Origin of the sequence: Alteriqipengyuania sp. (genome assembly GCF_964222115.1) — a bacterium.
In the GTDB taxonomy this organism is placed as follows: Bacteria; Pseudomonadota; Alphaproteobacteria; order Sphingomonadales; family Sphingomonadaceae; genus Alteriqipengyuania.
In genome coordinates, this window is sequence record NZ_CAXQBM010000029.1 from 50,750 (window position 1) to 74,860 (window position 24,111).

Below are 24,111 nucleotides of genomic sequence, written 5' to 3' on the forward strand. Positions count from 1 at the left end.
CGGTGGACGCCCTGACCGGAAGTCTTTCCGCGCCACGGGCGCCGCTGCGCCTGCGTGCGCCGAGCCAGACGGTCATCGTTTCCCTTGCGCTGGGTACGGTCGTCGCCTTGCAGATGGCCCTGCTGTTCCAGAAGGGCATCAACTGGGACGAGTTTTTCCACCTGACCGAAGTCTATCGCTTTCGCGACGGCACGTTGACCCATCCGCTCCAGACCTTCTGGGTGCGACTGCTTGCGTGGGTGCCCGCGACCGGCGGCACCTCGGTCGACCAGGTCATCCTGGTGCGCGTCTTCATGCTGGGTGCGGCTCTGGTGACCGCCGGTGGCATCTTCGCGGTGGCACGACGCTTCGTCGAGCCCGTTGCGGCGCTGCTGTGCGCGCTCGCCTACCTCACCGCAGGCTACGTCTTCACGCAGGCCTTTGCCTATCGTGCCGATCCGCTTGCGGCGGCGTGCCTCGTCTGGGTGCTGTGGATCGCGGGGGCGGAGCGGCTGGGCTGGGTGAAGGTCGCCATCGGCGCGGCGCTGGTCGCGCTGGCGGGACTGTTCACGATCAAGAGCGCATTCTGGGCGCTGCCCATCGGTGGCTATGCGCTCTACGCGCTGTGGCCGATGAGCCGTGGCGCGCAGATCGCGCGCCTGATGCGGCTAGGGGCGCTGGCGGGCGGGGGAGCGTTGCTGTTCGGCATCGCCATCGCGCTGCACGGGGCGGGGTTGCCGAGCGATACTGCACAGGCTTCGGGCAAGGCGCTGAACTCGGCGGGCACCACCGTGTTCTCGCAAGGCCTGTTCCCGCAGTGGAGGTTCCTGCTGCGGCAAGTCGTGATGGGGCTGCCCTTCGCGGCACTGGCCGTACTGGCCATCCGCGACTGGCGGCAGGGTGACGGCTCGCCGCGCACGCTGGTGCTGCTCGCAGGGCTTTACGGCATGCTGCTGACACTCGTCTTCTACCGCAATGCCTACCCCTATTTTTTCGTCTTCCTGTTGCCGCCGGTGGCGATCGCATTGGCTCCGCTGCTCTCGAAGGTGACGGCACGTGGCGCGGCGCCGCTCTATGCGCTGATCTTCGTCGCCAATGGCGGCATCCTGTACGCGCTGGATCCGGCCGATCCGCTGCCCAACCAGCGCATCGTGCAGGCTGGCGTGCGCGAGGTCTTCCCGCAGCCGGTGACCTATATCGATTTCAGCGGGCAGATTGCGGACTATCCGCGCGCGGTCGAATTCATGACCTCGGGCTGGGGGCTCGCCAAGTATCGCGAGCGGGGCGTGCCCGAGATCGTCGAGCGGGCGCAGCGCGAAGCCATTCCTCTGCTGATCGACAATCACGGCGTGATTTCTGCCGCCCTGTCCGGGCAGGCCGCCCCTGAGCGCTTCCTGCCGGAAGACGAGCGCTTCATCCGCGACAATTACGTGCGGCACTGGGGGCCGATGTTCGTCGCGGGCAAGCGAATCGCGCCGGGCACATCGACCGTCGAAATCGGCGTGCCGGGCACCTACACGGTAGAGGGTTCGGGCCTGACCGTCTCGGGCCGCACGCTGGCGGTCGGCGATACAATCGAGGTTGAGCGCGGGCCGTTAAGCGTCGACGCGACGGGCGAAGCGACCCTTCGCTGGGGCGATCACTTGCCCCGGCCAGACATTGCGCCACCGCGCGGCATGATGATGTCGGAATACTGACATGATCGCCGAGCAACCCTCCCGGTTCGAGGCCTCTCGCAACACCGCGATCGTCAGCCGATTGCTGCCCGCCTTCGCCTGGCTGCGAGAGGTGGCTGGCCGACACCGCCACATTCTGCTGGCTGTCGCGGCCGCACTGTTCCTCGGCGGGCTCGCGTGGGCGCTGAACAGCACTGGTATCGACCCGGTGGATTTCAACTGGTCGTGGCTAGGCGCGGCCATCCTGCTGGGTCTCGCAGGAGTGATCCTGAACGGATTGGAGCTGAGCGCAAGTGGCGGTGCCATCGGCAGGCAAGTGCCTGCTGGCGAAGCGATCCACCTTTCCAGCGTCGGTATCCTCTCGAACCTGCTGCCTATTCCGGCGAGTGCGCTTGTGCGCGGTGGGGCGCTGGTCGCCAAGGGCGCGAGTGTCGCCCAGAGTGGGCAGATTCTGCTTTATGTCGGGCTGCTGCGGCTGAGTGTCGCAGGGCTGTTCACCGGCGTTGCCTTAATGTCGGGTCCGGTCGGCATGCCCGTTGTGATCGCAAGCAGCGCGGCAAGCGCCGTCCTGCTTTTCCTGATCGCTCGCGTCGGCGGCATCGGGCATGCCTGCATCCTGCTTGGCCTGCGCGTTGGCATGCTGGGCATCGTCGCTGGCCAGCTGATGCTGTGCTTCTGGGCGCTGGGCGCCAATGCAACCATCGTGGACGCGGCCCTTCACGCCATTGCGCCGGTGGTCGGTTCGGCGGTCGGTATCGTCCCCGGCGGGCTGGGTATTTCCGAGGCGATTGGCGCTACGCTGGCTGCGGTCACCAGCGGGTCCCCCGCGCTCGCATTTGCGGCGCTCGCTCTCACGCGGATCGCGGGCTACGCCTGTGCCTTCGTGACGGTGATGGTGTTCCAGCTGCGCGAACTGGTGCGCGCAGGCTAATGCATGCTCGCGCCTAGGCGGCGGAGCGGCGCACTTCGGGCAGTTTGCTTTCCCACGCCAGCGCATGCTCGATGGTCGTGTCCAGATCGTCGTAGCGCGGCTGCCAAGGGACAGTCGCGCGCAGCAGCGAACTGTCCGCGACGAGGCTAGCCGGATCGCCCGCACGGCGCCCGCCATAAATGCGCTCTATGGCTCCGCCGGTAACCCGGTCCACCGCATCGAGCACCTCGAGCACCGAATAGCCGCGCCCATAACCGCAATTCATCGTCATCGAGCGTCCGGGCTCGGCGATCAGCGCATCGAGCGCGAGCACATGCGCCGCCGCCAGATCGCTCACGTGGATATAGTCGCGTACGCCGGTGCCGTCGGGCGTGTCGTAGTCCGTGCCGAAAATGCTGACGCGGTCGCGCTTGCCCAGCGCAGCCTCCACCGCGACCTTGATCAGGTGCGTGGCGCCGGCTGTCGACTGACCCGTACGGGCCTGCGGATCGGCGCCGGCGACATTGAAATAGCGCAGCGCGCAGTAGTTGAAATCGAACGCATTCGCGCTGTCGGCCAGCATCTGCTCGGTCATCAGCTTTGACCACCCATAGGGATTGATCGGCCGCGTCGGCGTCTGCTCGGTGACGGGCGATACGTCCGGCACACCATAGGTCGCGGCGGTCGAGCTGAAGAGGATGTGCGGCACACCGGCAGAGACGACCGCTTCCATCAAGCCGCGGCTCTTGCCGGTATTGTTCTCGTAATACCAAAGTGGTTTCGCGACGGATTCGGGCACGATGATCGACCCGGCGAAATGCATGATCGCACCGCGTCCGGCACCCATGCTTTGTTCGGCAAAGATCCGTTCCAGCAATGCGCGGTCCGCAATATCGCCTTCGTAGAAGGGCACGCCATCGGGCACCGCGAAGCGAAATCCGGTCGAGAGGTTGTCGATCACCGCAACGGGGCGACCCGCATCGCGCAGGGCGAGCACCGCGTGCGACCCGATATAGCCTGCCCCGCCCGTCACCAGGACCGGCGTGTGCTGGCTGCCACCGATCCGCGCGATCTGCATGGCGTCCTCAACCGGACGCGGCATCGACGCTAAGGTGGCGGAAGGCCCATCGCTACGCATGGGACCCGCTTACACCGCAACCTCTTTCCAAGGATTTAAGACGCCCTTGAGTACCGTGCCATATCGCCGGAAGCCCTCAGTCTTCGGCGAGGATCGCCTCGTCTGCCAGCACCACATTGCTGCTCGCTTCCAGCACGGCCTGCTCGTGCGCGAGGTCGGCTGCGCGCATTGCGTGTGAAGGGCTGGCGAAATCGAAAACGTGTGCAATGCCGACATGCATGTCGATCATGCCGAGCGTCTTGTTCGAGAACTTGTCGTGCCAGCGGCGCACGGAAAGGTCGTAGATGCTTTGTTCCAGCACCTCGCGGAACTGCGAAATCGTTATTCCGCGCGCCAGCATGATGAATTCCGAATTGCTCTTGCGGGCACTGTAGCACTCGCCCCTAGTCGCTGTTGAGAGCGTGCTCGCCACCCGTTCCATAAGACGGGTGGCCGTATGCAAGCCGTGCTGTTCCACGATCTGGTCGATCCGGCTGACCGAGCAGATCGCGACCGAGAGAGGCTCCACCTCGTTGCGCGCGATGCGGAAGTTTTCCTCCAGAGCCACTTCGAACTGGGCCCGGTCGGGCAGGCTGGTTTCGATGCGCGGGCCGTCGTTTCCATCGGCAGCGTCGTCAGCACGGCGGCGGCGGGCGGGCGTATCGCCGGCCCCACCAATGCCGTTGGAAGCTGTCTGACCATCCTGCCGATAGGCGTTCGCGGCAAGTACTGCCCCGCCAACCGCCGGCGGCGCGGCATCCTCGCCCGAACCGGACAGGAAGCCGAGGCTCTCTGCGATCTGGTCCATCCGCCCGGAAAGGCGCGCAAAGGCATCTTCGGGCAGGGCGGCATCGCTGGAATTGCCGCGCCCTTCGTGGATCGAAACGATATTGCCTTCGGGCGTGGAATAGGTGCGCCAGAAAGCCTTGATCAGGCTTTCCAGCGTCAGGCCTTCGCCGCCTTCTACGATGATGTCCGCAATGCGCGCCATCGCCTCATGGACGTCGCCATCCTGGACCGGCATCCCCATGGCGGTCTCGTGGTTAATCGGCGCGCTTGCAGCCAGAGATTGCGGCATGACAGTTTTCCCCCTCTGCCCAGAAGAACGGCAGCGCTATCCCGCATTAAAGGCGGAGTTGGGGACGGGAAAAAATTTACGGCGCCGATGCCGTAATCCTACCTTAGGGTTAATGCCGGTGGGGTGGATGGCGGATTATCGCGTCCAAAAGGGATGAAGGGCTCTTGCGCGGATACCTAGGATCGCTGATGCGATGGCAGCGGAATAACGTGCGGTAATACCTCCATATTCGCAGTACCTCGTATTTCTGCGAACCGGGAAAATGCTGATGCTCTGGGCGCGGGCCAATTGTCGGTCCGGGCAACGGAGATCATTGGGGTATGCGCGAGAAACTGGGACTGATCGAGCCGGACGACGCCTTGCGTTCGCAAGTGCTGCGCGCGCTGGATAGCGCGGGATTCCTTGCCGATCCCTTCGATGACATTCGCGAATTCGTACGGTTTCGCGGGGCCGAATCCTATGCGGTGCTGGTCGGAGACGAGCGGGTTGATGCGCTGCATCTGCGCAAGAGCCTGTGCCTTGAGGGGGAGTGGCTGGCGGTGATTGCCTACTCTGCCCGGCCAAGCCTGCGGCGCATCGTCGAGTTCATGCGCGGCGGCGGTTACGACTATTTCGCGCTGCCTCTCGACACGCCGAGCCTGGCGCGAAGCCTCTCGCAACTCGATCGGGGTGGCACCCCCTATGCCGCCGCGCGTCGGCGGGCATCCGCGGCACGCATGAGATTGAAGACCTTGTCGCCGCGAGAGGCCGAGGTGCTCGCCAAGATGGCAGAGGGCCAGTCGAACAAGGCGATCGGGCTCGATCTCGGGATCAGTCCGCGCACGGTCGAAATCCATCGCGCAAACATGCTCTCCAAGCTCGCGGCCACCTGCACTACCGATGCCTTGCGCATGTATTACGAGGATGCACTGCTGATCGGCGAGGCCGCCATCCCCGACGGCTAACGGTCAACGGGCGAGTGCCGTAGCGTCAGGACGGTCGCACGCAGATTCTCCTTTACGCAAGCGTAAGGCAGCGCGTAGGTTCGCACCAAGAACAGACGATTTGGGAGAATTGCCATGGCGAGTGTCGCCGAACCCGATACGCAGGAATCCGGGACCAAACCCGACCTCGACAGCTTTCGCGAAGAGGTTCGTGCGTTTCTGGCGGAAAACTTCCCGCCCGAACTGCGCGGGAAGAACAACCTTCTCAGCAGTGTCGAGGAAGCGGGGCAGGAAAGCGCGGCCGAAAAGGCGTGGCGCCTCGCCATGGGCGAAAAGGGGTGGGGCACACCGACCTGGCCCAAGGAATATGGCGGCGGCGGGCTGACCAAGGCGCAGGCTCGTGCGCTGGAAGAAGAAATGGCGAAGGCAGGCGCGTGGAACCCGATCGGCGGAATGGGCGTGATGATGCTCGGCCCCACGCTGCTCGAATTCGCCAGCGAAGAACAGAAGCACGAGCATATCCCCGCGATCTGCAGGGGCGAGGTGCGCTGGTGTCAGGGCTATTCGGAGCCCAATGCCGGATCCGATCTCGCGAACCTGCAGACCATGGCAGAGGACAAGGGCGACCATTATCTCGTCAACGGCCAGAAGACCTGGACCAGCGGCGGGCAATGGGCCGACAAGTGCTTCTGCCTCGTGCGGACCGACCGCAGCGAGAAGCACAAGGGCATCTCCTTCCTGCTGATCGACATGCACGCGCCGGGCGTGGAGGTGAAGCCGATCAAGATGATTTCGGGCATGAGCCCGTTTTGCGAAACCTTCTTCACCGATGTCGCCGTGCCCAAGGAAAACCTCGTGGGCGAGGAAGGGCAGGGTTGGACCATCGGCAAGCGGCTGTTGCAGCACGAGCGGACGAATCTTTCGGGCGGCGGGGCGCTGGCCGCGCTCAACGCCCAGCCGCTGGGCAAGGTGGCCGAACGCTACATCGGCCTGGACGAGAACGGCAAGCTGGCCGACGCGGAGCTGCGCGTGAAGGTCGCCGATTTCGAGATGCGCTGGAGTGCCTTCCTGCTTACTGCGCGGCGCGCGATGGACGAAAGCAAGGCGGCCGGCGGCGTGTCCGACATCAGTTCGATCCTGAAAAAGGCCGGCACGAAGCTGGGGCAGGAACGCGCCGAGCTGATGATCGAGATCATGGGCTATCGCGGTCTCGGCTGGGAAGGCGAGGGCTTCGAGGAAAAGGAGCTTTCGGGCACCCGCGCCTGGCTGTTCGGCAAGGCGACCACGATCTACGGCGGCTCGACCGAAATTCAGAACAACATCATCGCCAAGCGCATCCTTGGCATGCTGGACCACCAGTAAGGGGATCGGACCAATGGCGGTACTCAACGACGAACAGGAAATGCTGCGCGACATGGCGCGCGAGTGGACCCGTAACGAACACCCCGTATCCGCATGGCGCAGCGTGCGCGATTCAGGCGAACCGTTCGACGCCGAGGCGTGGGGCGCAATGGGCGAAATGGGCTGGGCGGGGATTGTCATTCCCGAAGAGCATGGCGGCACGGATTTCGGTTGGCTGAGCCTGGGCCTGGTGGTCGAGGAAATGGGCAAGACGCTCGCCGCGAGCCCGCTGATCGCCTCGGCGCTTGCTGCGTCGGCCATCGTGTTGGGCGGCAGCGAGGAACAGAAATCCAGCTACCTTCCGCGTCTCGCCACCGGAGACCTGATCGGCACGCTCGCCTTCGATGAAGGTCCACGCCACACCGGACTGGAGGCGAGCACCAGCGTGCACAATGGCCGCCTGACCGGAACCAAGGCCTTCGTCCACGAAGCGAGCCGGGCGGGGCTGTTCGTCGTCCTCGCGCAGGATGGTGTCTACCTGGTTGAAAAGGGCAAGGGCATCTCGCTCTCCAAGCGTCACCTAGCCGACATGCGCGATCATGCCGAAGTGGATTTCAACGATGCGCCTGCGCAAAAGCTGGCCGATGGTGGCAGCGACCTTGCGCAGAAGATCCTCGACCGTGCGCGCGTACTGACCGCTGCCGAGATGCTGGGCATGTGCCAAGCGGTGTTCGACACTACGCTCGATTACCTGAAGCAGCGCGTGCAGTTCAATCAGGTGCTCAGCTCGTTCCAGGCGCTCCAGCACCGCATGGCCGATCTCTACACCGAACTGGAACTGACCCGGTCCGCCGTGGAAGGCGGCCTGCAAGCGATCGACACGGGCTTCGCGGTGACGGAGGCCGGCCTGCTGGCGAAAGCCCGCGCGAACGACGCGCTGCACCTCATCAGCAAGGAAGGCGTGCAACTGCACGGCGGCATCGGGATGACCGACGAATACGACGTCGGATTTTACCTCAAGCGCGCCCGCGTGCTGGAAGCAGCATGGGGGTCGAGCGGCCATCTGCGCGATGCTTATGCGAGTATGAAAGCATATTGACGCTACGGAACGCCGGTTCATGCCAGCAGGTGTTACGAATGTGCCACATCTGCGCGACCATTATGCCTAGCTGCTTGTAACTTTCTTACGAAAGGCGCAGGATAGCGCGGCTTGGGAGAAGGCACGCCCGGGCGGTGACGCAACATGAGAACGAATGCGCATCGTCCTGGCCTTGGATCGATCTAGGGTGCCTGCACCCGATATCGCCCTGCGCCCTATCCCGTCGTGAACAGAAGAAAGGGATTGGGAGACCTATGAAAGCCATACTGACCCGCACGATCGCCCTTGGAGCACTGGCCGGCAGCCTCGCGGTGCCGCACGCCGCCGTGCTGGCACAGGACACCGATCCGCAAAGCGCGGCGACCGATCTCGACGAGCAGCTCGAAGAAGGTTACACCATTGTCGTTACCGCGCAGGGCCGTACCCAGGAGCTGACCGACGTTCCGGTTGCGGTAAACGTGGTGTCGTCCGAAGAGCTGCGCAATTCGGGCACTTCCGACATCCGCGAACTCAACCAGGTGGCGCCTTCGCTGCTGGTGTCCTCGACCGGTAACGAAGCAAATGGATCGGCTCGTATCCGCGGTATCGGCACCGTGGGCGATAACCCGGGTCTCGAAAGTTCGGTCGCCGTGTTCGTCGATGGCGTCTACCGGTCGCGCTCTGGTAACGCGCTCAGCGAGCTGGGCCCGATCGACCGGGTCGAGGTCCTGCGCGGCCCGCAGGGCACGCTTGGCGGTCGCAACAGCTCGGCCGGCCTGATCAATATCTACACCGCTCCGCCCGAATTCGAATTCGGCGGCTATGGCGCCTTCACTTACGGCAATTACAATGCGATCAAGGTCGAAGGCGGGATCAACGCACCGCTGGGCGATACGGTCGCCGCGCGCCTCGATGGCGTCTATTTCACCCGTGACGGTTTCTACAACGATGTCATCAACGACGTCCGCGTGAACGACCGCGATCGTTACCTCGTGCGGGGCCAGCTGCTGTTCGAGCCGTCTGACATGATCTCGGCGCGCCTGACGGCGGACTATTCGAAGAAGGACGAGGCATGCTGTGCCGCGACCTTCGTGCAGCCCGACTTCGCGCCGCTGGCCCGCCTGAGCGACGATTTCCCCCCTCGGGACGGCCGGGCACCGTTCGACTATCCCGGCGGCCCGACACCGGCGCTGACCAGCACCTCCAACCCGATCATCCCGGTTCTGCTGGGGCTGGGCCAGGATCCGCGCGCGCTTACACAGGATACCTTCAACCGCGACATCTACATGACGCCCGGCCGCTCTTTTGCGGGTGAGACCGAGGATTATGGCGTCGGCCTGGAAGTGAACTGGGATCTGGGCGGTGCGTCGCTGACCTCGATCACCGGCTATCGCGAATACTCGAACACCCAGGCTTCGGACACCGACTACACACAGGTCGATATCCTTTACCGCGCCCCGGGCGACAATGCCGGTGCGCGCGAGTTCGAGACCTTTACGCAGGAACTGCGCCTGCAGGGCGAGGCCTTCGACGGTCGCCTCGACTGGCTTGTGGGGGCCTACTACGCCAACGAGCAGCTCGAACTGCGCGACAACCTGCGCTTCGGCAGCCAGTATGGTCGTTACGCCGCCTGTCGCCTGGCGGTGCTTGCAGGTGTGCCTGGCGATACATCGGCAGCAGGCTGCCTTTCGGCAGGAACCCGTGCCTTCCTGGCTGACAACCCGTTCACGGTTGCCGTCGATCCCGCTTTTGGAGCACTGACGCCCGTCGTGATCGGGGCATTCGACCGGCTCGACCAGATCAGCGATCTGGGTAATGCCGGCGGGGGCGGGTTCAACCAGAGCAGCGAAAACTTCGCCGTCTTCACGCACAACATCTTCGAGATTACCGATCGGCTCGATCTGACACTCGGCCTGCGGTACACCAACGAAACGAAGTCGATCGATGCGAGCTTCAGTAACGACAACACCGTCTGTCCGGCGCAGCAGGCTGCACTTTCCCCGTTCTTGGGCGCGAGCCCGGCGCTCGATCCGCTGCTCGGCGGTTTCATTACGCTGAGCTGCCTGTTCAACTCGACCTCCGAACTCGATGGACAGTCGATCAACGACACGCGCGACGAGGACGCGCTGACCGGCACTGCGGTGCTTTCGTACAAACCCACGCCCCGCTCGCTTGTCTATGCCAGCTATTCGCGGGGCTATAAGGCCGGCGGTTACAACCTCGATACCTCGGCGCTGAAATCGCCCGTTCCGACCTTCGCGAGCCTGGGCGGCGCCCAGGCACTCGCTTCGGACCTTCAGTTCGATGAAGAGACGGTCAATGCCTACGAAATCGGCGGCAAGATCGATGGACGCGACTGGACGTTCACGATGGCCGGCTTCCATCAGGAGTTCTCGAACTTCCAGCTCAACACCTTCAACGGGCTGTTCTTCGTGGTTCAGAACATCAATGGCTGTTCCAACCTCGTGGGCGGCCCCGATTCCGACAGCGACGCTTCCAGCACGACGGGTTCGTGCGCAGCGGACGATGTCGGTCCCGGTGTGACCGCGACCGGCGTCGAAATGGAGCTGAGCCTCCGTCCGGCGCGGTTCCTGAATGCCACGATGGGCATCACGTACTCGGAAACCAAGTTCGAGGAAGACCTCGTGGGTTCGGACAGCGGTGCCCCGCTGACCGATGCGCTCCGCCTGCTGCCCGGCGATAACCTGTCGAACGCACCGGAAGTGACTGCGACCGCATCGGTCTCGTACACACCGCCGATCGGCGACAGCGGCCTGACCGGCCTGTTCTACCTGAACACCCGCATGACCGGCGACTACAACACCGGTTCGGACTTGCTGTACGGCAAGGAACAGGATGGCTTCATCCTCGTGAACGGCCGTGTCGGTGTTCGCGGACCGGACGATAAGTGGGCACTGGAATTCTGGGCGCAGAACATCTTCAACCAGGATTACACCCAGGTCGCTTTCAACACGCCATTGGTTGCTCCACAGCAGACCTATTCGGCCTATCTTGCCGAGCCGCGGACTTACGGTGTTACCGTGCGTGCGGGCTTCTGACCTTATCCAGCCCTAAGGGTTGGAACGAATGCGGCGCGGGAGGGAAACCTTCCGCGCCGTTTGCGTTTTGATCTTGGGCCATCGGCCACCCACCTCCCCACCCGGCCATCAATGATCCCATCAGGCTATGGTGGCCGGGTGGGAAGGTGGGTGGACGGCTGCCGCCTACAGAAATCTGGAGCTGGGGCGGAGAGGGCAGGTTCGTGCCAGCGAACCCAGATAAAACTACTGAACCACGTCGGCCCAGTCGGGGTGTTGCATCGCCTGCGCCTTGAAGAAGGGGCACAGCGGCACGATCCGGAAGCCTTCGCTGCGCGCATCGGCCACGACCCGTTCGGCCAGAGCTACGCCCACGCCCTTGCCGCGCAGGGCATCGGGGACGCCGGTGTGATCCACGATCACCAGCGTTTCGCTGGCGCGCGAAAAGGTGAGCTCGCCCACCTCGTCGAAACCTTCAACCTGGGCGACATACAGCCCCTTGGTATCGTTGCTGACGCGGTTGATCGTGATGGCAGCCATGATGGGGCGCCTAAAGGCTGGCGCGATCTGCGCAAGGGCGAAAGCGTAACTGGCTGGAATATTGGAGTAATTCCACTGGTCGGGAAGACAGGATTCGAACCTGCGACCCCCACACCCCCAGTGTGATGCGCTACCAGGCTGCGCTACTTCCCGAGCAGTGGAAGGCGCGCCTATAGGGCGGGCATTCACCGCTGGCAATGGCGTCTTGGTGATTGTTTGGGCGGATCGACCCAGCCAGACACGCACGCCGATTGCCCTGTGCCTGCAAGCCTGCTAGCGCGCGGGTCTGCACAGGGGCCGGCAGCGCCAGCAATTCGTTTCGCCGCGAAGCTTGCACTTGCCAACCCGGCTCTCCATCTCGTTTCCCAGATCGTAACAGGCAACCGGATTTCCATGCTCGACCTTATGACTTCCGCAGCCGGCGCGGGCGCACCCCCGGCCTGGATGCAGTTCCTGCCCTTCGTGGGCATGATCCTGATCTTCTGGTTCCTCATCATTCGCCCGCAGATGAAGCGGCAGAAGGAACACCAGGACAAGATCGGCGCGCTCAAGAAGGGGGACCGCGTGGTTACCGCTGGCGGGCTGATCGGCAAGATCGTCGCCGTACGCGACGACGAGGTCGACCTGGAACTGGCGCGCGACGTGCGGGTCAAGGCCGTGAAGAGCACGATCGGCGACGTGATCCTCCCCAAGGCCAGCAACGACTGAGCGCGAGAGAAGGCCTGATCAATGCTCGAATTCCCGCGCTGGCGTAAGATTTGGCTGTCGCTGCTCACCCTTGCGGTGGTGGCCTGCGCCATTCCGTCCTTCTTCTCGGTCTTCGGCATTGCCTATCCCGACGAACTGCCAGAGCCGACCGTCAATCTCGGCCTCGACCTTGCAGGCGGCAGCCATATCCTGCTGGAAGCCGATCCTGACGAGGTTGCGGCGCAGCGCCTGCAGAACATGGAAGAGACTGTGCGCACCGAAATGCGCAACGCGGAGCCGGAGATCCGCATCGGCGACGTGTCGACCGCGAATGATCGCCTGTCCTTCATGCTCGACGATGCGGGCGAGATCGACCGCGTGCGGGAAATCCTAACCCCCATCATGAACGGCACCGGCCCGGTGCGCGAATGGGAGCTGTCGGTCGTCGATACCAGCCGCGTGGTCCTGCGTCCGTCTGCCGCCGCGCTCGACAATGCGGTGACGCAGGCGATGGACAGCGCGACCGACGTGGTTCGTCGCCGGATCGACGAGCTGGGCACGCGTGAGCCGACCATTATCCGCCAGGGCGACACCCGCATCGTGGTGCAGGTGCCGGGCCTGCAGGACCCGGAACAGCTCAAGGAACTGCTCGGCCAGACCGCCAAGCTCGAATTCAAGATGGTCGACCAGGAGGCGCTGCCGTCCGATGTCGCGCAGGGCATTGCCCCTCCGGGCAGCGAGATTTTTCCCTATGCTGCGGGATCGCCCGGTGAAGGTAGCGCGATCGCCGTGCGGCGCCTGGGCGGTATCCAGGGCGACAGCCTGACCGGCGCGCAGGCGAGCGTCGATCCGCAAACCAACGAGAACATCGTTGCGATCCAGTTCGACCAGCAGGGGACGCAGCGTTTCGCGCAGCTTTCCACGCAGAACGTGGGCAAGAACTTCGCCATCATCCTCGATGGGGAAGTGCTCTCGGCGCCGGTCTTCAACGAGCCGATCCGTGGCGGATCGGCGCAGATTTCCGGCGGGTTCACCGCCGACACCGCCAACGCGCTGGCGATCAGCCTGCGGTCCGGCGCGCTGCCGGTCGACCTCGCGATCGTCGAGGAACGCACCGTCAGCGCGGAACTGGGAGCAGACTCGATCCGTAGCGGCCTGATCGCGATGGGCATCGGCTCGCTGTTGGTAATTGTCCTGATGATAGCCACCTACGGTCGTTTCGGCGTCTATGCGACCGCTGCTCTGGTCGTGAACGTGCTGATGATCCTCGGCATCATGGCTGCGCTCAACACCACCCTGACTCTTCCGGGTATCGCGGGCTTCGTGCTGACCATCGGTGCGGCGGTGGACGCCAACGTGCTGATCAACGAACGCATCCGGGAAGAGCGAAAGCGCGGGCGGCGCGTGGTGACCGCAGTGGAGAACGGCTACCGCGAGGCGAGCCGCGCGATCTACGACGCCAATATCACCAACTTCATCGCCGGTGTGCTGCTGTTCCTGTTCGGCTCCGGCCCGGTTCGCGGGTTCGCTGTGGTCCTCATCATTGGCCTGTTTACATCCGTGTTCACCGCCGTGACCCTCACCCGCATGTGGGTTGCCGGCTGGCTGAAGTCCAAGCGCCCGCGCGATCTCAATATCTAGCGGGAAGGCGAGAAACGAAATGAAACTGCTCAAGCTCGTCCCCGACGATACCAACATCAAGTTCCTGAAATGGCGCGTGCCGTTCTATGTCGTCAGCGTGTTGCTGATGATCCTGAGCTGGGTCGCGGTGTTCACCATGGGGCTGAATTACGGGGTCGATTTCGCCGGCGGCCAGGAAGTGCGGCTGACCTTCGAACAGCGCGAGGAAGCCCCGATCCCGCAGCTGCGTTCGCTGGTCGGCGGGCTCGGTTATGGCGAGCCAGTGGTGCAGGGATTCGGTCAGGCCAACCAGGTCTCGATCCGCGTCCCGCTGCCTGAAGGTGTGGAAGACACGCCCGGCGCAGCGACCGAGATCGGCAACAGGGTGATCGCCGCTATCGGGCAGGAATATCCTGCGGTGCGGACCGATGGCAATGAGACGGTCTCCGGCAAGGTGGCCGGTGAATTCCGCGAGCGGGCGCTGTGGGCGTTGCTCGCCGCGATGGCCGCCATCGCGATTTACATCTGGGTCCGCTTCGAATGGCAGTTCGGTGTGGGCGCTCTGTTCGCGCTGGTCCACGACGTGTCGCTGACGATGGGTTTCTTCGCGATCACGCAGCTCGAATTCAGCCTCCAGATTATTGCCGCGATCCTCGCCATTATCGGCTATTCTCTGAACGACACGATCGTGATCTATGACCGTATTCGCGAGAATCTGAAGAAGTTCCGCAAGATGCCGGTGCCAGAATTGCTGGACCTTTCGGTCAACGAAACACTGGCGCGTACGGTGATGACCTCGCTCACGCTGCTCGTGGCGCTGGTCCCGCTGTTGCTGGTCGGCCCGGCAAGCTTGTGGGGCATGGTCGCCGCAATCACGTTGGGCATTTTCGTGGGGACCTACAGCTCGGTCTACATGGCTGCGCCATTGTTGATCTGGATGGGTGTGACCTCGAACAGCTTCGTGCCCCAGGAAGGCAAGGCGGATCAGCAGGAAAAGATCGCCCGCGGCGAGGCTTAGGGCTCTCTTTAGCTCGCTCGGGCTGGGTTCGCCTGCCCCCTTGCAGCGGCTGGCAGACCGCCCTGACTTCTTCGGTGTGTCCTGGCCAGTCTGGCGGAATTGGGTTTCTCGCAGAGAGCGCGGAGGATCGGAGAGACGCGGAGATGTGTCGCTCGCGGCGAAGCCGCACTTCAACCGTTTCGTTTCGGAAATCGCGGCAAGAGGGGTTTTGCGCCGTGCCTTCGGCACGGACGATGTCTCTCTGCGCCCTTCTTTCCTCTGTGCTCTCTGCGTGAAACGAGGTATCGCACGGCCCAACCAATCGCGGCTGACCTACCGCCCGATCACCACTGAATAGATCCGGTCGAGCGCCTCTGCGTGCTCGGCCCAGCCGAAACCGCTTACCGTACTGGCGGTCTCGGCAGGCGAGGGCGGCTGATCCAACAGCATACGCACTGCGTCCGCTATCGCGTCGGGATCGCGCGCCACGATCAGTCCGGCCGCAGGCCCGCGCACCAGCTCTCGCGCGCCGCCGACATCGGCGATTACAATCGGCGTGCCGCATGCCAGCGCCTCTACCCATGCATTGGCGAGGCCTTCGCTGGCGGAGGGAAGCACCATCGCGTTAGAGGCAGACAGGATCAGCGGCAGGAGGTCGTGATCGACCGACCCGAGGAAGTGCACGCGATCTGCCACTCCAAGGCCCTGCGCCAGCGCGGCCAGCTTGGTCTCGTCCGGCCCCGTGCCGACAAGCAGCAGCCGCGCATCGGGTAGTGTGGGCAGGGCACGCAGCACCAGCTCCTGCCCCTTTCGCGGGATCAGCGCGCCGACCGTGGTGAGGATCGGCTGCGTTTCTCCCAGCGACAGGCCCAGCTTCTCGCCCAGCATCCTGCGCAGGCCTTCGTTCTGCAAGGGGCGGAAACGGTCCCGGTCCAGCCCGGTGTAGTGCACTGCGATTCCGGGCCGATCCATGCCCAACTCGGCCATGTCGTCCGCCAACGCCTCGCTGACAGCCAGCAAGCGGTCTGCACGGTGCGCAGCGTCGACAATCTTCCGCCGCGCGAAGCCCTTTGCGCCCCAATAATGAATGTCGGCCCCTCGGGCCTTGATGGCCAGCGGCAGGCCCAGCTCCTGCGCTATGGCTGCGGCCGCAGGCCCGTCCGGGTAGAAGAACTGCGCATCGACCATGTCGAACGGCTGTGCGGCATGCAGCTTGCGCGCCAGCGGCAGGACGGCACGCGCTATCATGCCGGGGTTGAGCCTGCCCCCGACGCGCGGAATCAAGGTGAAGGTCGGCCGGTGGACCTCGATCCCTTCGCTTGTCCCGTCCACCGCCGCCTTGGCAATTGCGCGATACTCGCCCACGAGCACGGGCGGCAAGCCGATGGGGTTGATCACCATCACCTCCCAATCGGGCCGCGCCGCCAGCGCTTCCATCGACTGCGATACAAACGTGCCGAAACGCGGGCGTGCCGCGCTGGGGTAGAGTGTGGAAAGCGAAAGCAGGCGCTTCGGGCGGCTCATAGTCACAGCTTGCGCACCAGCGTTTCGGCAACCGCCAGCCATGCCGGGTCTTCCACGATCACCTGCTTGCGCCCCGGTTCGGGCGGGAGCAGCGCCAACCGCCCCGGTTCGCTGTCGACCAGCCGTCCGAAGGCGAAGCGACCTGCGCGGCGCGGCACCAGCACGTCGCGGTTGATCGCGCGCGCGGCCTGTTCGGGGGCCAGCTGTGTCAGCCACACCTGGTCACCCGCCCGGAATGCGCCCGTGCTGCCGCTCACCTGCAAGACCATGCGCGCGCCCGTGGCGCCCATATCCTCGGGTCGAATGGCCTCTCGCTGTGTTTCGAGCGCCTGCACCCCGCTGTCGTCGAGTGTCGCCACGATCGCCACGGGGTCGCTTTGTGCGGACCGGACGAGCGCTTCCGGGTCCACCCCCAGCGCCGCGCCGATCCGCTCCATCCATTTGAGAGAGAGGTTGCGCGTGCCCGTTTCCAGCCTGCCGATGGTCTGCGCAGTGGTGGCCGGGGTGCAGGCCGCGGCGAGATCGGCCAACGTCCAGCCCTTTTGGCGGCGGATATCGCGGATGCGGTTTATCATCGAGAAGGCGCCCCTGTTGGCCCGTATATTCACCGAATTGGTAAAAACACTTTCCTACATATCACCAGAATTGGCAAGCGCTGTTCTCCAGCCAAAAGGGGAGAAAGCGATCATGGAACGCCAGCTGACAGAACGCGAACTGACGAGCGAGGGTCCACGGCGCGCACGCGGTACCGGAACCCACGCAAGACGCCGGTCGGTCACGGTCAATCTTGCCGAAAGCCCGCTCTCGTGGCTCCATGCGCGCGGCCACCTTTCGGATCGGTTGTTCGACGCGGGGGAACGGCTGCGCGCCGATTACGAACGCGCGCAGCTCAGCCCGTCCATCACGATGCGGTGGGACCCGGTGCGGATCAAGGGCGGGCCGGATGCAGGGCTTTCGCCGACCGAGCGGCAGGTGGCCGCGAAGGAGCGTTTCGACGGGGCGCTGGCGGCGGCAGGCAGCGGGCTATCCGACGTGCTGTGGCGCGTGGTGTGCGCATGCGAGAGCCTGCCTGCGGCAGAGCGGGCGCTGCAATGGCCTGCGCGCTCGGGCAAGCTGGTGCTGAAACTGGCGCTGGAGCGGGTGGCGGATTTCTACCGCATCGGGTGAGGGCGGTTTTTGGCACTAAGACACTGTGTCAGGTGTGTCAGGCGCGATCATCTCGGGTGGTCGACATTGCGCGTGCTGGCCATCCTGCGCGCTTTCTGGCAGCCATTGCGCATGTGGAGGATTGTGCTGGCATATGGTGCGGGGCTCGCGGTGATCGCGCTGCTGATCGAGTACCTGCAATATCGGCACATCATCCGCTCGCTTCCTACCGAAGGCTATATCGCGGCCCTCGCGATCGTCTTCGTGGGGATCGGGCTGTGGGTGGGAATGCGCATCAATCCCTCTCCCGCAACGACACCGTTCGAACCCAACGAACGCGCCATCGCTTCGCTGGGCGTGACGCCGCGCGAATATGCGGTGCTGGAACTGCTGGCGCGCGGCCATTCGAACAAGGAGATTGCGCGCGTGATGGAGATTTCGCCCAACACGGTGAAGACCCATGTCGCCAACCTCTATGCCAAGCTCGGCGTGTCGGGCAGGGGCAAGGCAGTGGAGGCTGCGCGGGCACTGGCCCTGATCGCGTGATCGGGACGAAACTCGCCGGTCAAAGTGGATGACCGGCCCGAAATCACCCATCCGGGTGATAGGAATTCGTGCCGGTTTCGGGCCCGTTCGAGGCCTGGAAAGGAGAATGTCCATGTTTCGATATGCAGCAATCTACGGTGCCATTGCCGGCACGGTTATTATCGCCATCATGACGCTGGTTTTGATGCTGGGGGGCGACGAGAACTACGGCTTCAGCGAGGTGATGGGATACCTCATCATGATCGCCGTGCTCTCGCTCATCTTCATCGGGATCAAGCGTTACCGCGATGTCGAGAAGGGCGGAGTGATCCGCTTCGGTCCGGCCTTCGCGCTCGGCCTTGCGATCACAGCGGTTGCTGCGGTGTTCTATGTTGCGAGCTGGGAGGTGTATCTTGCATCGACCGATTACGCCTTCATCCAGAGCTACAGCGAGAGCCAGCTGTCGAGCATCGAGGCAAAGGAGCTTTCTGTGCAGGAGCGTGAGGCCGCGATTGCCGAGGTCGAGTCGGCGCGCACGCTGTATGGCAACCTGCCGTTCCGCCTGATGATCACTTTCGTCGAGATCTTCCCGGTGGGGCTGCTGGTGGCGCTGGTTTCGGCAGCGATCCTGCGCAACCCGAAGGTGCTACCTGCGCGCCAACCTGCCTGACTTGCGGCCTATCGAAGCCGGTCTGCGATCCGCCTGCGCAGCTCGGGCAGCAGGTCGGCTTCGAACCACGGGTGTTCTCGCATGAACAGGGTGGAGCGCCAGGCGGGATGGGGCAGTGGGATCGTGTCGCCAAACTCTCGCCAGTGCTCGACCCGCTTGGCCATCGTCCAATTGCGGGTCTCCGGGAGGTTGGCCGCTTGCGCATAGGCGCCCACAAGCAGGGTCAAGCGATCCTCGGGCAGGGTCGACAAGACCCGGGAATGCCACAAGGGCGCGCATTCGGGGCGGGGCGGCTTGTCTCCGCCGCTTGCCTTTCCGGGGTAGCAGAAGCCCATCGGGACGAGTGCGACGAGGGCCGGATCGTACATCTGCTCGCGAGTCAGCCCGGTCCAATCGCGCAGACGGTCTCCGCTGGCATCGTCCCACCCGATGCCGCTGGCGTGGACCTTGGAGCCGGGAGCCTGCCCGATGATGAGGATGCGGCTGGCGGAGGAGAACTGGACCACGGGGCGGGGCGCGAAACCCAATGCCGCTTCGCACGCCCGGCAAGCGGCGATCTCCTTGTGGAGCGCCGCTACACTCAACCTTCCACCCGCTCGGCGAGTGCGAGCCAGCGTTCTTCGGCCGCCTCCTTCTCGCTGCGTGCGTTCTCGATGCCCTTCGAGATATTGGCGAAACGCTGCGGGTCGGAGGTGTACAGCTCGGGGTCGGACAGGATTTCCTCGCCTCGCGCAATGGCGAGCTCCAGTTCCTCGATCCGCTCGGGCAGGGTCTCGTAATCGCGCTGTTCGTTGAAGCCGAGCTTGTCCGCGCGCGGCGGGGGAGGTGGAGGCGGTGGCGGAGCGGCAGACTTCGCAGAAACCTTCGCCTTGCCGGTGATCGGCTGGCGGCGCTTGGCGACCCAGTCCTCGTATCCGCCCGCGACCACATCGACCTTGCCCGACCCGTCGAGACCAAGCGTCACCGTAACCGTCCGGTCGAGGAAGTCGCGATCATGGCTCACGATCAGGACGGTGCCGTCGTAGTCCGCGATCACCTCCTGCAGGAGGTCCAGCGTTTCGAGGTCGAGATCGTTGGTCGGCTCGTCCAGCACCAGCAGGTTGCTTGCCTTGGCGAATTCGCGAGCCAGCAGCAGGCGCGACTTCTCTCCGCCGGACAGGATGCCGACCTTGGTATCGACGATACCGGGATCGAACAGGAATTCCTTGAGGTAGCCCTGCACGTGCTTGCGGTTGCCGCGCACATCGATCCAGTCGCCGCCTTCGGCGAGCACCTGCCGCACGGTCTTGTCCGCCGCCATCAGGCTGCGTTGCTGGTCGATCATCACGCCCGTCAGCGTCTTGGCAATGTCGACCGTGCCGGTATCCGGTGCGAGTTCGCCGGTGAGCATCTTGAGCAGCGTCGTCTTGCCCGCACCATTCGCGCCGACAATCCCGATCCGGTCGCCGCGCTGGATGCGCAGGCTGAATTCGCGGATGATCGTTCGCTCGCCATAGGTCTTCGAAACGCGATCCGCGACGATCACGGACTTGCTCTTGAAGTCCTCTTCCGTGGCGAGCTTCAGCTTCGCCGTACCGCTGGTGTCGATCATGGCCGCACGCTGGGCCCGCATCTGCCACAGCTTTTCGAGCCGTCCCTGGTTGCGCTTGCGCCGCGCGGTAACTCCGCGTTCCAGCCAGTGCGCCTCCAGCTTCAGCTTCGCGTCGAGCTTCTCCGCCGCGCGCGCTTCTTCGGCATAGACCTGTTCTTCCCACGCCTCGTACCCGCCGAAGCCGACTTCCTTGCGGCGCATCGTGCCCCGGTCGAGCCACAGGGTCGCACGGGTCAGGCGCTTCAGGAAGGTGCGGTCGTGGCTGATGACGAGGAACGCGCCCTTGTAGCGGTCGAGCCAGCTTTCGAGCCAGTCGATTGCGGCCAGATCGAGGTGGTTGGTCGGCTCGTCCATCAGCAGCAGGTCCGGGTCCTGCGCCAGTGCGCGGGCAATGGCAGCGCGGCGTTTCTCGCCCCCGCTGGCGCCTTCGCATGCGCGGCTCATGTCGATGCCGAGCTGGCCCGCAATGGCCTCCACCTCGTGCTGCGCGGGCGGGTTCTCTCCGCCGAGCGCGAAATCCATCAGCGTTGCGAAGCCCGACAAGTCCGGGTCCTGCTCCAGCACCACGATCCGCGTGCCGGGCTTCACCTTGCGCTGGCCCTGATCCGCTTCCAGCCGGTTGTCGATGAGGCGGAACAGGGTGGTCTTGCCCACGCCGTTGCGACCGATCAGCGCCAGCCGGTCGCGCGGGCCGATATGCAGGTCGATATTGTCCTGGTTCGGGCCGCCGAACAGCCACTTGCCGCCTTGCTGGAGGCCGAGGTTTTCCCAGGAGAGGATCGGAGGCTGTGCCATGGTTGCGGCGAGTTAAGGCGCAGGGGCCTATCTCACAAGCCTTCCGCATGGAACTGCATGCGGGTAATGTCTTTGATAAGGACATTGTATGGGAGAATGCCGATGATCCGCCGTATGATCGTACCCGCCTCGCTGGCACTAGCTGCGTTAGCCGCAACGCCGACGCTCGCCGCTGAAGTGCAGATTCAGGCGACCGGGCCCGTGATCGAGCTTGTGGTGAACGAACAGGTCGAGGTGGAGCCCGACATGGTGACGATCAGCGCTGGCGTGACAACGCAGGCAATGACGGCATCCGACGCACTGCGGCAGAACTCTACGCAGATGCAGCGTGTGATCGACCGGCTGCGCTCGCTGGGTGTTCCCGAGCGTGACATCCAGACCACCCGGATCAACCTCAACGCGCGGTTCGATTACGACCAGCAGACCCGCGACCAGGTATTCCGCGGCTACGAGGCGTCGAATCAGGTCAGCGTGAAGCTGCGCGACACGGAGCAGGTGGGCAATGTGCTCGACGCGCTGGTTCAGGCGGGCGCGAACAATATTAACGGGCCTCGCTTTTCCGTCTCCGACGATACGGGCCCCAAGGCCGAGGCACGCCGCCGTGCGATGGAGCGCGCCCGGGCAATGGCGTTGGACTATGCGCGGGTCGCTGGCTATTCGAACGTGCGCGTGCTCAAGATTTCCGAAAGCGTGAGTGGTAACGCACGGGAGTATTCTGCCGATGCCATTATGGTCACTGCTGAGCGCAGCGGTGCAGCTCCGCCTGTCCAGCCAGGAATGGTCGAAACCGGCGTGACCGTCTCCGTCACCTACGAGGCGGTTAATTGAGGTGTTCTCAAATGAGGCATTCGTTCATCAAATGAGGCGACACTCTGAACGAACGGCAACCTCAGGCATTCAGAGGCTATTCAATGCGATGAAGGCATATCCGCTCTCAACATGAAACGGATCATTGCCTCGCTGCTGCTCGGTTGCGCAATTGTCGCAACGCCTGCTCCTGCGCTCGCCCAGACGAACCCGGCGCAGGACGCGGCGCGTCGCGACACGCAATCGGGCAAGGCGCTGCCCTTGCGGCAGATCGAGGCGATCGTGTTCCGGACCCTGAGCGCGCCCTTGTGCTCCAACGTGCGCAATAGCGACAATTGCTACGAATACCTGGGCCCTGCCTACGATCAGCGGGCGATGGCCTATCGCCTCAAGTTCATGCGCAACAGCCGCGTGACCTTCGTCGATGTCGATGCGCGCACCGGCCGCGTGCTCAACCGTGCGCGATGAGGTTTTGGGCGGAAAAACGGGGCTTGTTGTTGACGATGATGCGCCATTCGCTTCAAGGAGCGGGCTTGCCATTCACAATGGGCAAGTGACGAGGAAAAGACGCCGATGCGCATCCTGATCGTGGAAGACGAGCCCACCCTGGGCCAGCAGCTCAAGTCGACGCTGGAGCAGAACGGCTATGCGGTCGATCTTTCGACCGATGGCGAAGACGGGCACTACTTGGGTTCCAGCGAAAATTACGACGCGGTCATCCTCGACCTCGGCCTGCCCGAGATCGACGGACTGACCGTGCTCAACATGTGGCGCAAGGAAGGCCGCACCTTCCCAGTGCTGGTGCTGACCGCGCGCGACAGCTGGAGCGACAAGGTCGCCGGGCTGGATGCGGGGGCGGACGATTACCTCGCCAAGCCGTTCCAGACCGAAGAACTGATCGCCCGCCTGCGTGCGCTCATCCGCCGTGCCTCGGGCAATACCAGCAGCGAACTGACCGCCGGCGACGTGCGGCTGGATACGCGTTCGGGCCGCGTTACGCGTGGCGGCGATCCGGTGAAGCTGACCGCGCAGGAATACAAGCTGCTGAGCTACCTGATGCACCACAAGGGTAAGGTGGTCAGCCGCACCGAACTGATCGAGCATATCTACGATCAGGATTTCGACCGCGATTCGAACACGATCGAGGTCTTCGTCACCCGCATCCGCAAAAAGCTGGGCGCGGAAGTCATCACAACGATCCGTGGCCTTGGATACAGCCTCGACGACCCCGCCGACGCGCCCCGCGCCTGACGGCTCCTCCGACGGTGCGCCGGATTCGGCGCCCGCGGGGGCGCCTGCGCGCGGCAAGTCGGGCAGGCGCGATCCTTCCGCGCCCGACCTGGTAGCGGGCGAAACCTATGTCGAGCGGGTGCGCAACTTCGTCGCCCCGCACACCGGCAGCCTGACATGGCGGATGATCGCGATTTCGGCGGTGTGGATCATCGTGCTGCTGCTCGGCGGCGGGATCGCGCTGAACCGCACGATGACCAGCCTGGTCGAGAACAATTTCGACACGCAGCTCAACCACAACCTCACCGCGCTGATCGCCTCGGCCGAAATCCAGCCGGGCGGCGAGATCTGGCTGATCCGCCCGATGGGGGACCAGCGGTTTCTCGAACCCAATTCGGGCCTTTATTACCAGATCAGCCCCGCGGGCGAGCCGGTTTCTATCGAGAACACCGCCGTGCTTCCGTCGCGTTCCCTGTGGGACCAGACGCTGGAGTTGCGCGAATCGCCGGAGGACGAGGTCCTTTATTTCAACAGCCAGCAATTCCAGGGATCGCCGCTGCGGATCGCGCAGCGCGACGCGATCCTGCCGGGTAGCGACACCCGCTGGACCTTCGCGGTCGCATCCTCGCGCAATGATATCGATGCGCAGATCGACCGGGTGCAACGCATACTCGTCATCAGCTTCGTGATCCTGGGGCTGGGCCTGATGGTGCTGGTGGTGCTGCAAAGTTACGTTGGCCTGCGACCGCTGCGCCGGATCGAGGCGGCGATCCAGCATATCCGCACCTCGGGCAGCAACCGGGTGACCGATCCGCTGCCGCTGGAGGTGCAGCCGCTGG

Annotated in this window: 23 protein-coding genes and 1 tRNA gene; 16 read left to right on the top strand and 8 right to left on the bottom strand. The window is 64.2% G+C overall.

Annotation, left to right across the window (positions count from 1 at the left end):
* Positions 1-2 precede the first annotated feature (2 nt).
* Together ACEQXE_RS05255 and ACEQXE_RS05260 are read left to right on the top strand one after the other, a co-directional pair.
* Entirely contained in the window at positions 3-1,676 is a 1,674-nt protein-coding gene (locus tag ACEQXE_RS05255; protein ID WP_370177899.1) for a hypothetical protein, read from the top strand.
* Between the two features lies 1 nt (position 1,677).
* Positions 1,678-2,586, top strand: coding sequence for a hypothetical protein (locus tag ACEQXE_RS05260; protein WP_370177900.1), 909 nt, complete (start codon positions 1,678-1,680; stop codon positions 2,584-2,586).
* Between the two features lie 13 nt (positions 2,587-2,599).
* On the opposite strand, the gene galE is transcribed toward ACEQXE_RS05260, so the two are convergent.
* Positions 2,600-3,667, bottom strand: a complete 1,068-nt coding sequence (gene galE, locus ACEQXE_RS05265) for a UDP-glucose 4-epimerase GalE (RefSeq protein ID WP_370177901.1) — start codon at positions 3,665-3,667, stop codon at positions 2,600-2,602.
* Between the two features lie 112 nt (positions 3,668-3,779).
* On the bottom strand, positions 3,780-4,760 hold the full coding sequence (locus tag ACEQXE_RS05270; RefSeq protein WP_370177902.1) for a diguanylate cyclase domain-containing protein: 981 nt from the start codon (positions 4,758-4,760) through the stop codon (positions 3,780-3,782).
* Positions 4,761-5,080: 320 nt separating this feature from the next.
* Here ACEQXE_RS05270 and ACEQXE_RS05275 point away from each other — a divergent pair, with 320 nt between their 5' ends.
* From ACEQXE_RS05275 to ACEQXE_RS05290, 4 genes are all read left to right on the top strand, one after another.
* On the top strand, positions 5,081-5,704 hold the full coding sequence (locus ACEQXE_RS05275) for a response regulator transcription factor (protein ID WP_370177903.1): 624 nt from the start codon (positions 5,081-5,083) through the stop codon (positions 5,702-5,704).
* Between the two features lie 114 nt (positions 5,705-5,818).
* A complete protein-coding gene (locus ACEQXE_RS05280; RefSeq protein WP_370177904.1) occupies positions 5,819-7,045 on the top strand; it encodes an acyl-CoA dehydrogenase family protein in 1,227 nt (408 codons plus the stop codon).
* 13 nt (positions 7,046-7,058) lie between these two features.
* Complete coding sequence (locus ACEQXE_RS05285; RefSeq protein ID WP_370177905.1) at positions 7,059-8,123, top strand: acyl-CoA dehydrogenase family protein; 1,065 nt, start codon at positions 7,059-7,061, stop codon at positions 8,121-8,123.
* 254 nt (positions 8,124-8,377) lie between these two features.
* Positions 8,378-11,161 carry a TonB-dependent receptor gene (locus ACEQXE_RS05290; RefSeq protein ID WP_370177906.1) on the top strand — a complete coding sequence of 928 codons (2,784 nt, stop codon included), beginning with the start codon at positions 8,378-8,380 and terminating at the stop codon, positions 11,159-11,161.
* Between the two features lie 225 nt (positions 11,162-11,386).
* Here ACEQXE_RS05290 and ACEQXE_RS05295 read toward each other — a convergent pair whose 3' ends face one another.
* Together ACEQXE_RS05295 and ACEQXE_RS05300 are read right to left on the bottom strand one after the other, a co-directional pair.
* The gene (locus ACEQXE_RS05295; RefSeq protein WP_370177907.1) at positions 11,387-11,680 is read right to left on the bottom strand and encodes a GNAT family N-acetyltransferase; all 294 of its coding nucleotides are present in this window, start codon (positions 11,678-11,680) and stop codon (positions 11,387-11,389) included.
* 76 nt (positions 11,681-11,756) lie between these two features.
* Positions 11,757-11,833: transfer RNA gene (locus ACEQXE_RS05300), tRNA-Pro, on the bottom strand.
* A gap of 240 nt (positions 11,834-12,073) precedes the next feature.
* Here ACEQXE_RS05300 and yajC point away from each other — a divergent pair.
* The 3 genes from yajC to secF are packed head-to-tail and all read left to right on the top strand — an operon-like array spanning position 12,074 to position 15,005.
* Positions 12,074-12,388: a preprotein translocase subunit YajC gene (yajC, locus tag ACEQXE_RS05305; protein WP_370177908.1), complete on the top strand. Its 315-nt coding sequence runs from the start codon at positions 12,074-12,076 to the stop codon at positions 12,386-12,388.
* 21 nt (positions 12,389-12,409) lie between these two features.
* A complete protein-coding gene (gene secD / locus ACEQXE_RS05310; RefSeq protein WP_370177909.1) occupies positions 12,410-14,008 on the top strand; it encodes a protein translocase subunit SecD in 1,599 nt (532 codons plus the stop codon).
* Between the two features lie 19 nt (positions 14,009-14,027).
* Positions 14,028-15,005, top strand: a complete 978-nt coding sequence (secF, locus tag ACEQXE_RS05315; protein ID WP_370177910.1) for a protein translocase subunit SecF — start codon at positions 14,028-14,030, stop codon at positions 15,003-15,005.
* A 312-nt stretch (positions 15,006-15,317) separates the two neighbouring features.
* On the opposite strand, the gene ACEQXE_RS05320 is transcribed toward secF, so the two are convergent.
* Together ACEQXE_RS05320 and ACEQXE_RS05325 are read right to left on the bottom strand one after the other, a co-directional pair.
* Positions 15,318-16,508, bottom strand: a complete 1,191-nt coding sequence (locus ACEQXE_RS05320) for a glycosyltransferase (RefSeq protein ID WP_370177911.1) — start codon at positions 16,506-16,508, stop codon at positions 15,318-15,320.
* A gap of 2 nt (positions 16,509-16,510) precedes the next feature.
* The gene (locus ACEQXE_RS05325) at positions 16,511-17,083 is read right to left on the bottom strand and encodes a helix-turn-helix domain-containing protein (RefSeq protein WP_370177912.1); all 573 of its coding nucleotides are present in this window, start codon (positions 17,081-17,083) and stop codon (positions 16,511-16,513) included.
* Positions 17,084-17,195: 112 nt separating this feature from the next.
* Between ACEQXE_RS05325 and ACEQXE_RS05330 the strand changes: the two genes are divergently transcribed.
* The 3 genes from ACEQXE_RS05330 to ACEQXE_RS05340 all read left to right on the top strand — a co-directional run bounded on the left by ACEQXE_RS05330 (position 17,196) and on the right by ACEQXE_RS05340 (position 18,849).
* Positions 17,196-17,675: a DUF6456 domain-containing protein gene (locus ACEQXE_RS05330; protein WP_370177913.1), complete on the top strand. Its 480-nt coding sequence runs from the start codon at positions 17,196-17,198 to the stop codon at positions 17,673-17,675.
* Positions 17,676-17,786: 111 nt separating this feature from the next.
* Positions 17,787-18,200 carry a LuxR C-terminal-related transcriptional regulator gene (locus tag ACEQXE_RS05335; RefSeq protein ID WP_370182552.1) on the top strand — a complete coding sequence of 138 codons (414 nt, stop codon included), beginning with the start codon at positions 17,787-17,789 and terminating at the stop codon, positions 18,198-18,200.
* A gap of 112 nt (positions 18,201-18,312) precedes the next feature.
* On the top strand, positions 18,313-18,849 hold the full coding sequence (locus ACEQXE_RS05340; RefSeq protein ID WP_370177915.1) for a DUF4199 domain-containing protein: 537 nt from the start codon (positions 18,313-18,315) through the stop codon (positions 18,847-18,849).
* Between the two features lie 8 nt (positions 18,850-18,857).
* Here ACEQXE_RS05340 and ACEQXE_RS05345 read toward each other — a convergent pair whose 3' ends face one another.
* Together ACEQXE_RS05345 and ACEQXE_RS05350 are read right to left on the bottom strand one after the other, a co-directional pair.
* Positions 18,858-19,376, bottom strand: a complete 519-nt coding sequence (locus ACEQXE_RS05345; protein WP_370177916.1) for a uracil-DNA glycosylase family protein — start codon at positions 19,374-19,376, stop codon at positions 18,858-18,860.
* Positions 19,377-19,429: 53 nt separating this feature from the next.
* A complete protein-coding gene (locus ACEQXE_RS05350) occupies positions 19,430-21,235 on the bottom strand; it encodes an ABC-F family ATP-binding cassette domain-containing protein (RefSeq protein WP_370177917.1) in 1,806 nt (601 codons plus the stop codon).
* A gap of 102 nt (positions 21,236-21,337) precedes the next feature.
* Here ACEQXE_RS05350 and ACEQXE_RS05355 point away from each other — a divergent pair, with 102 nt between their 5' ends.
* The 4 genes from ACEQXE_RS05355 to ACEQXE_RS05370 all read left to right on the top strand — a co-directional run.
* A complete protein-coding gene (locus tag ACEQXE_RS05355) occupies positions 21,338-22,063 on the top strand; it encodes an SIMPL domain-containing protein (RefSeq protein ID WP_370177918.1) in 726 nt (241 codons plus the stop codon).
* 111 nt (positions 22,064-22,174) lie between these two features.
* Positions 22,175-22,510: a hypothetical protein gene (locus tag ACEQXE_RS05360; RefSeq protein ID WP_370177919.1), complete on the top strand. Its 336-nt coding sequence runs from the start codon at positions 22,175-22,177 to the stop codon at positions 22,508-22,510.
* 105 nt (positions 22,511-22,615) lie between these two features.
* Positions 22,616-23,293 carry a response regulator transcription factor gene (locus tag ACEQXE_RS05365; protein WP_370177920.1) on the top strand — a complete coding sequence of 226 codons (678 nt, stop codon included), beginning with the start codon at positions 22,616-22,618 and terminating at the stop codon, positions 23,291-23,293.
* Positions 23,250-24,111, top strand: an 862-nt coding sequence (locus ACEQXE_RS05370) for a sensor histidine kinase N-terminal domain-containing protein (protein ID WP_370177921.1), incomplete at its 3' end; no start/stop codon positions are given. The genes ACEQXE_RS05365 and ACEQXE_RS05370, both read left to right, overlap by 44 nt.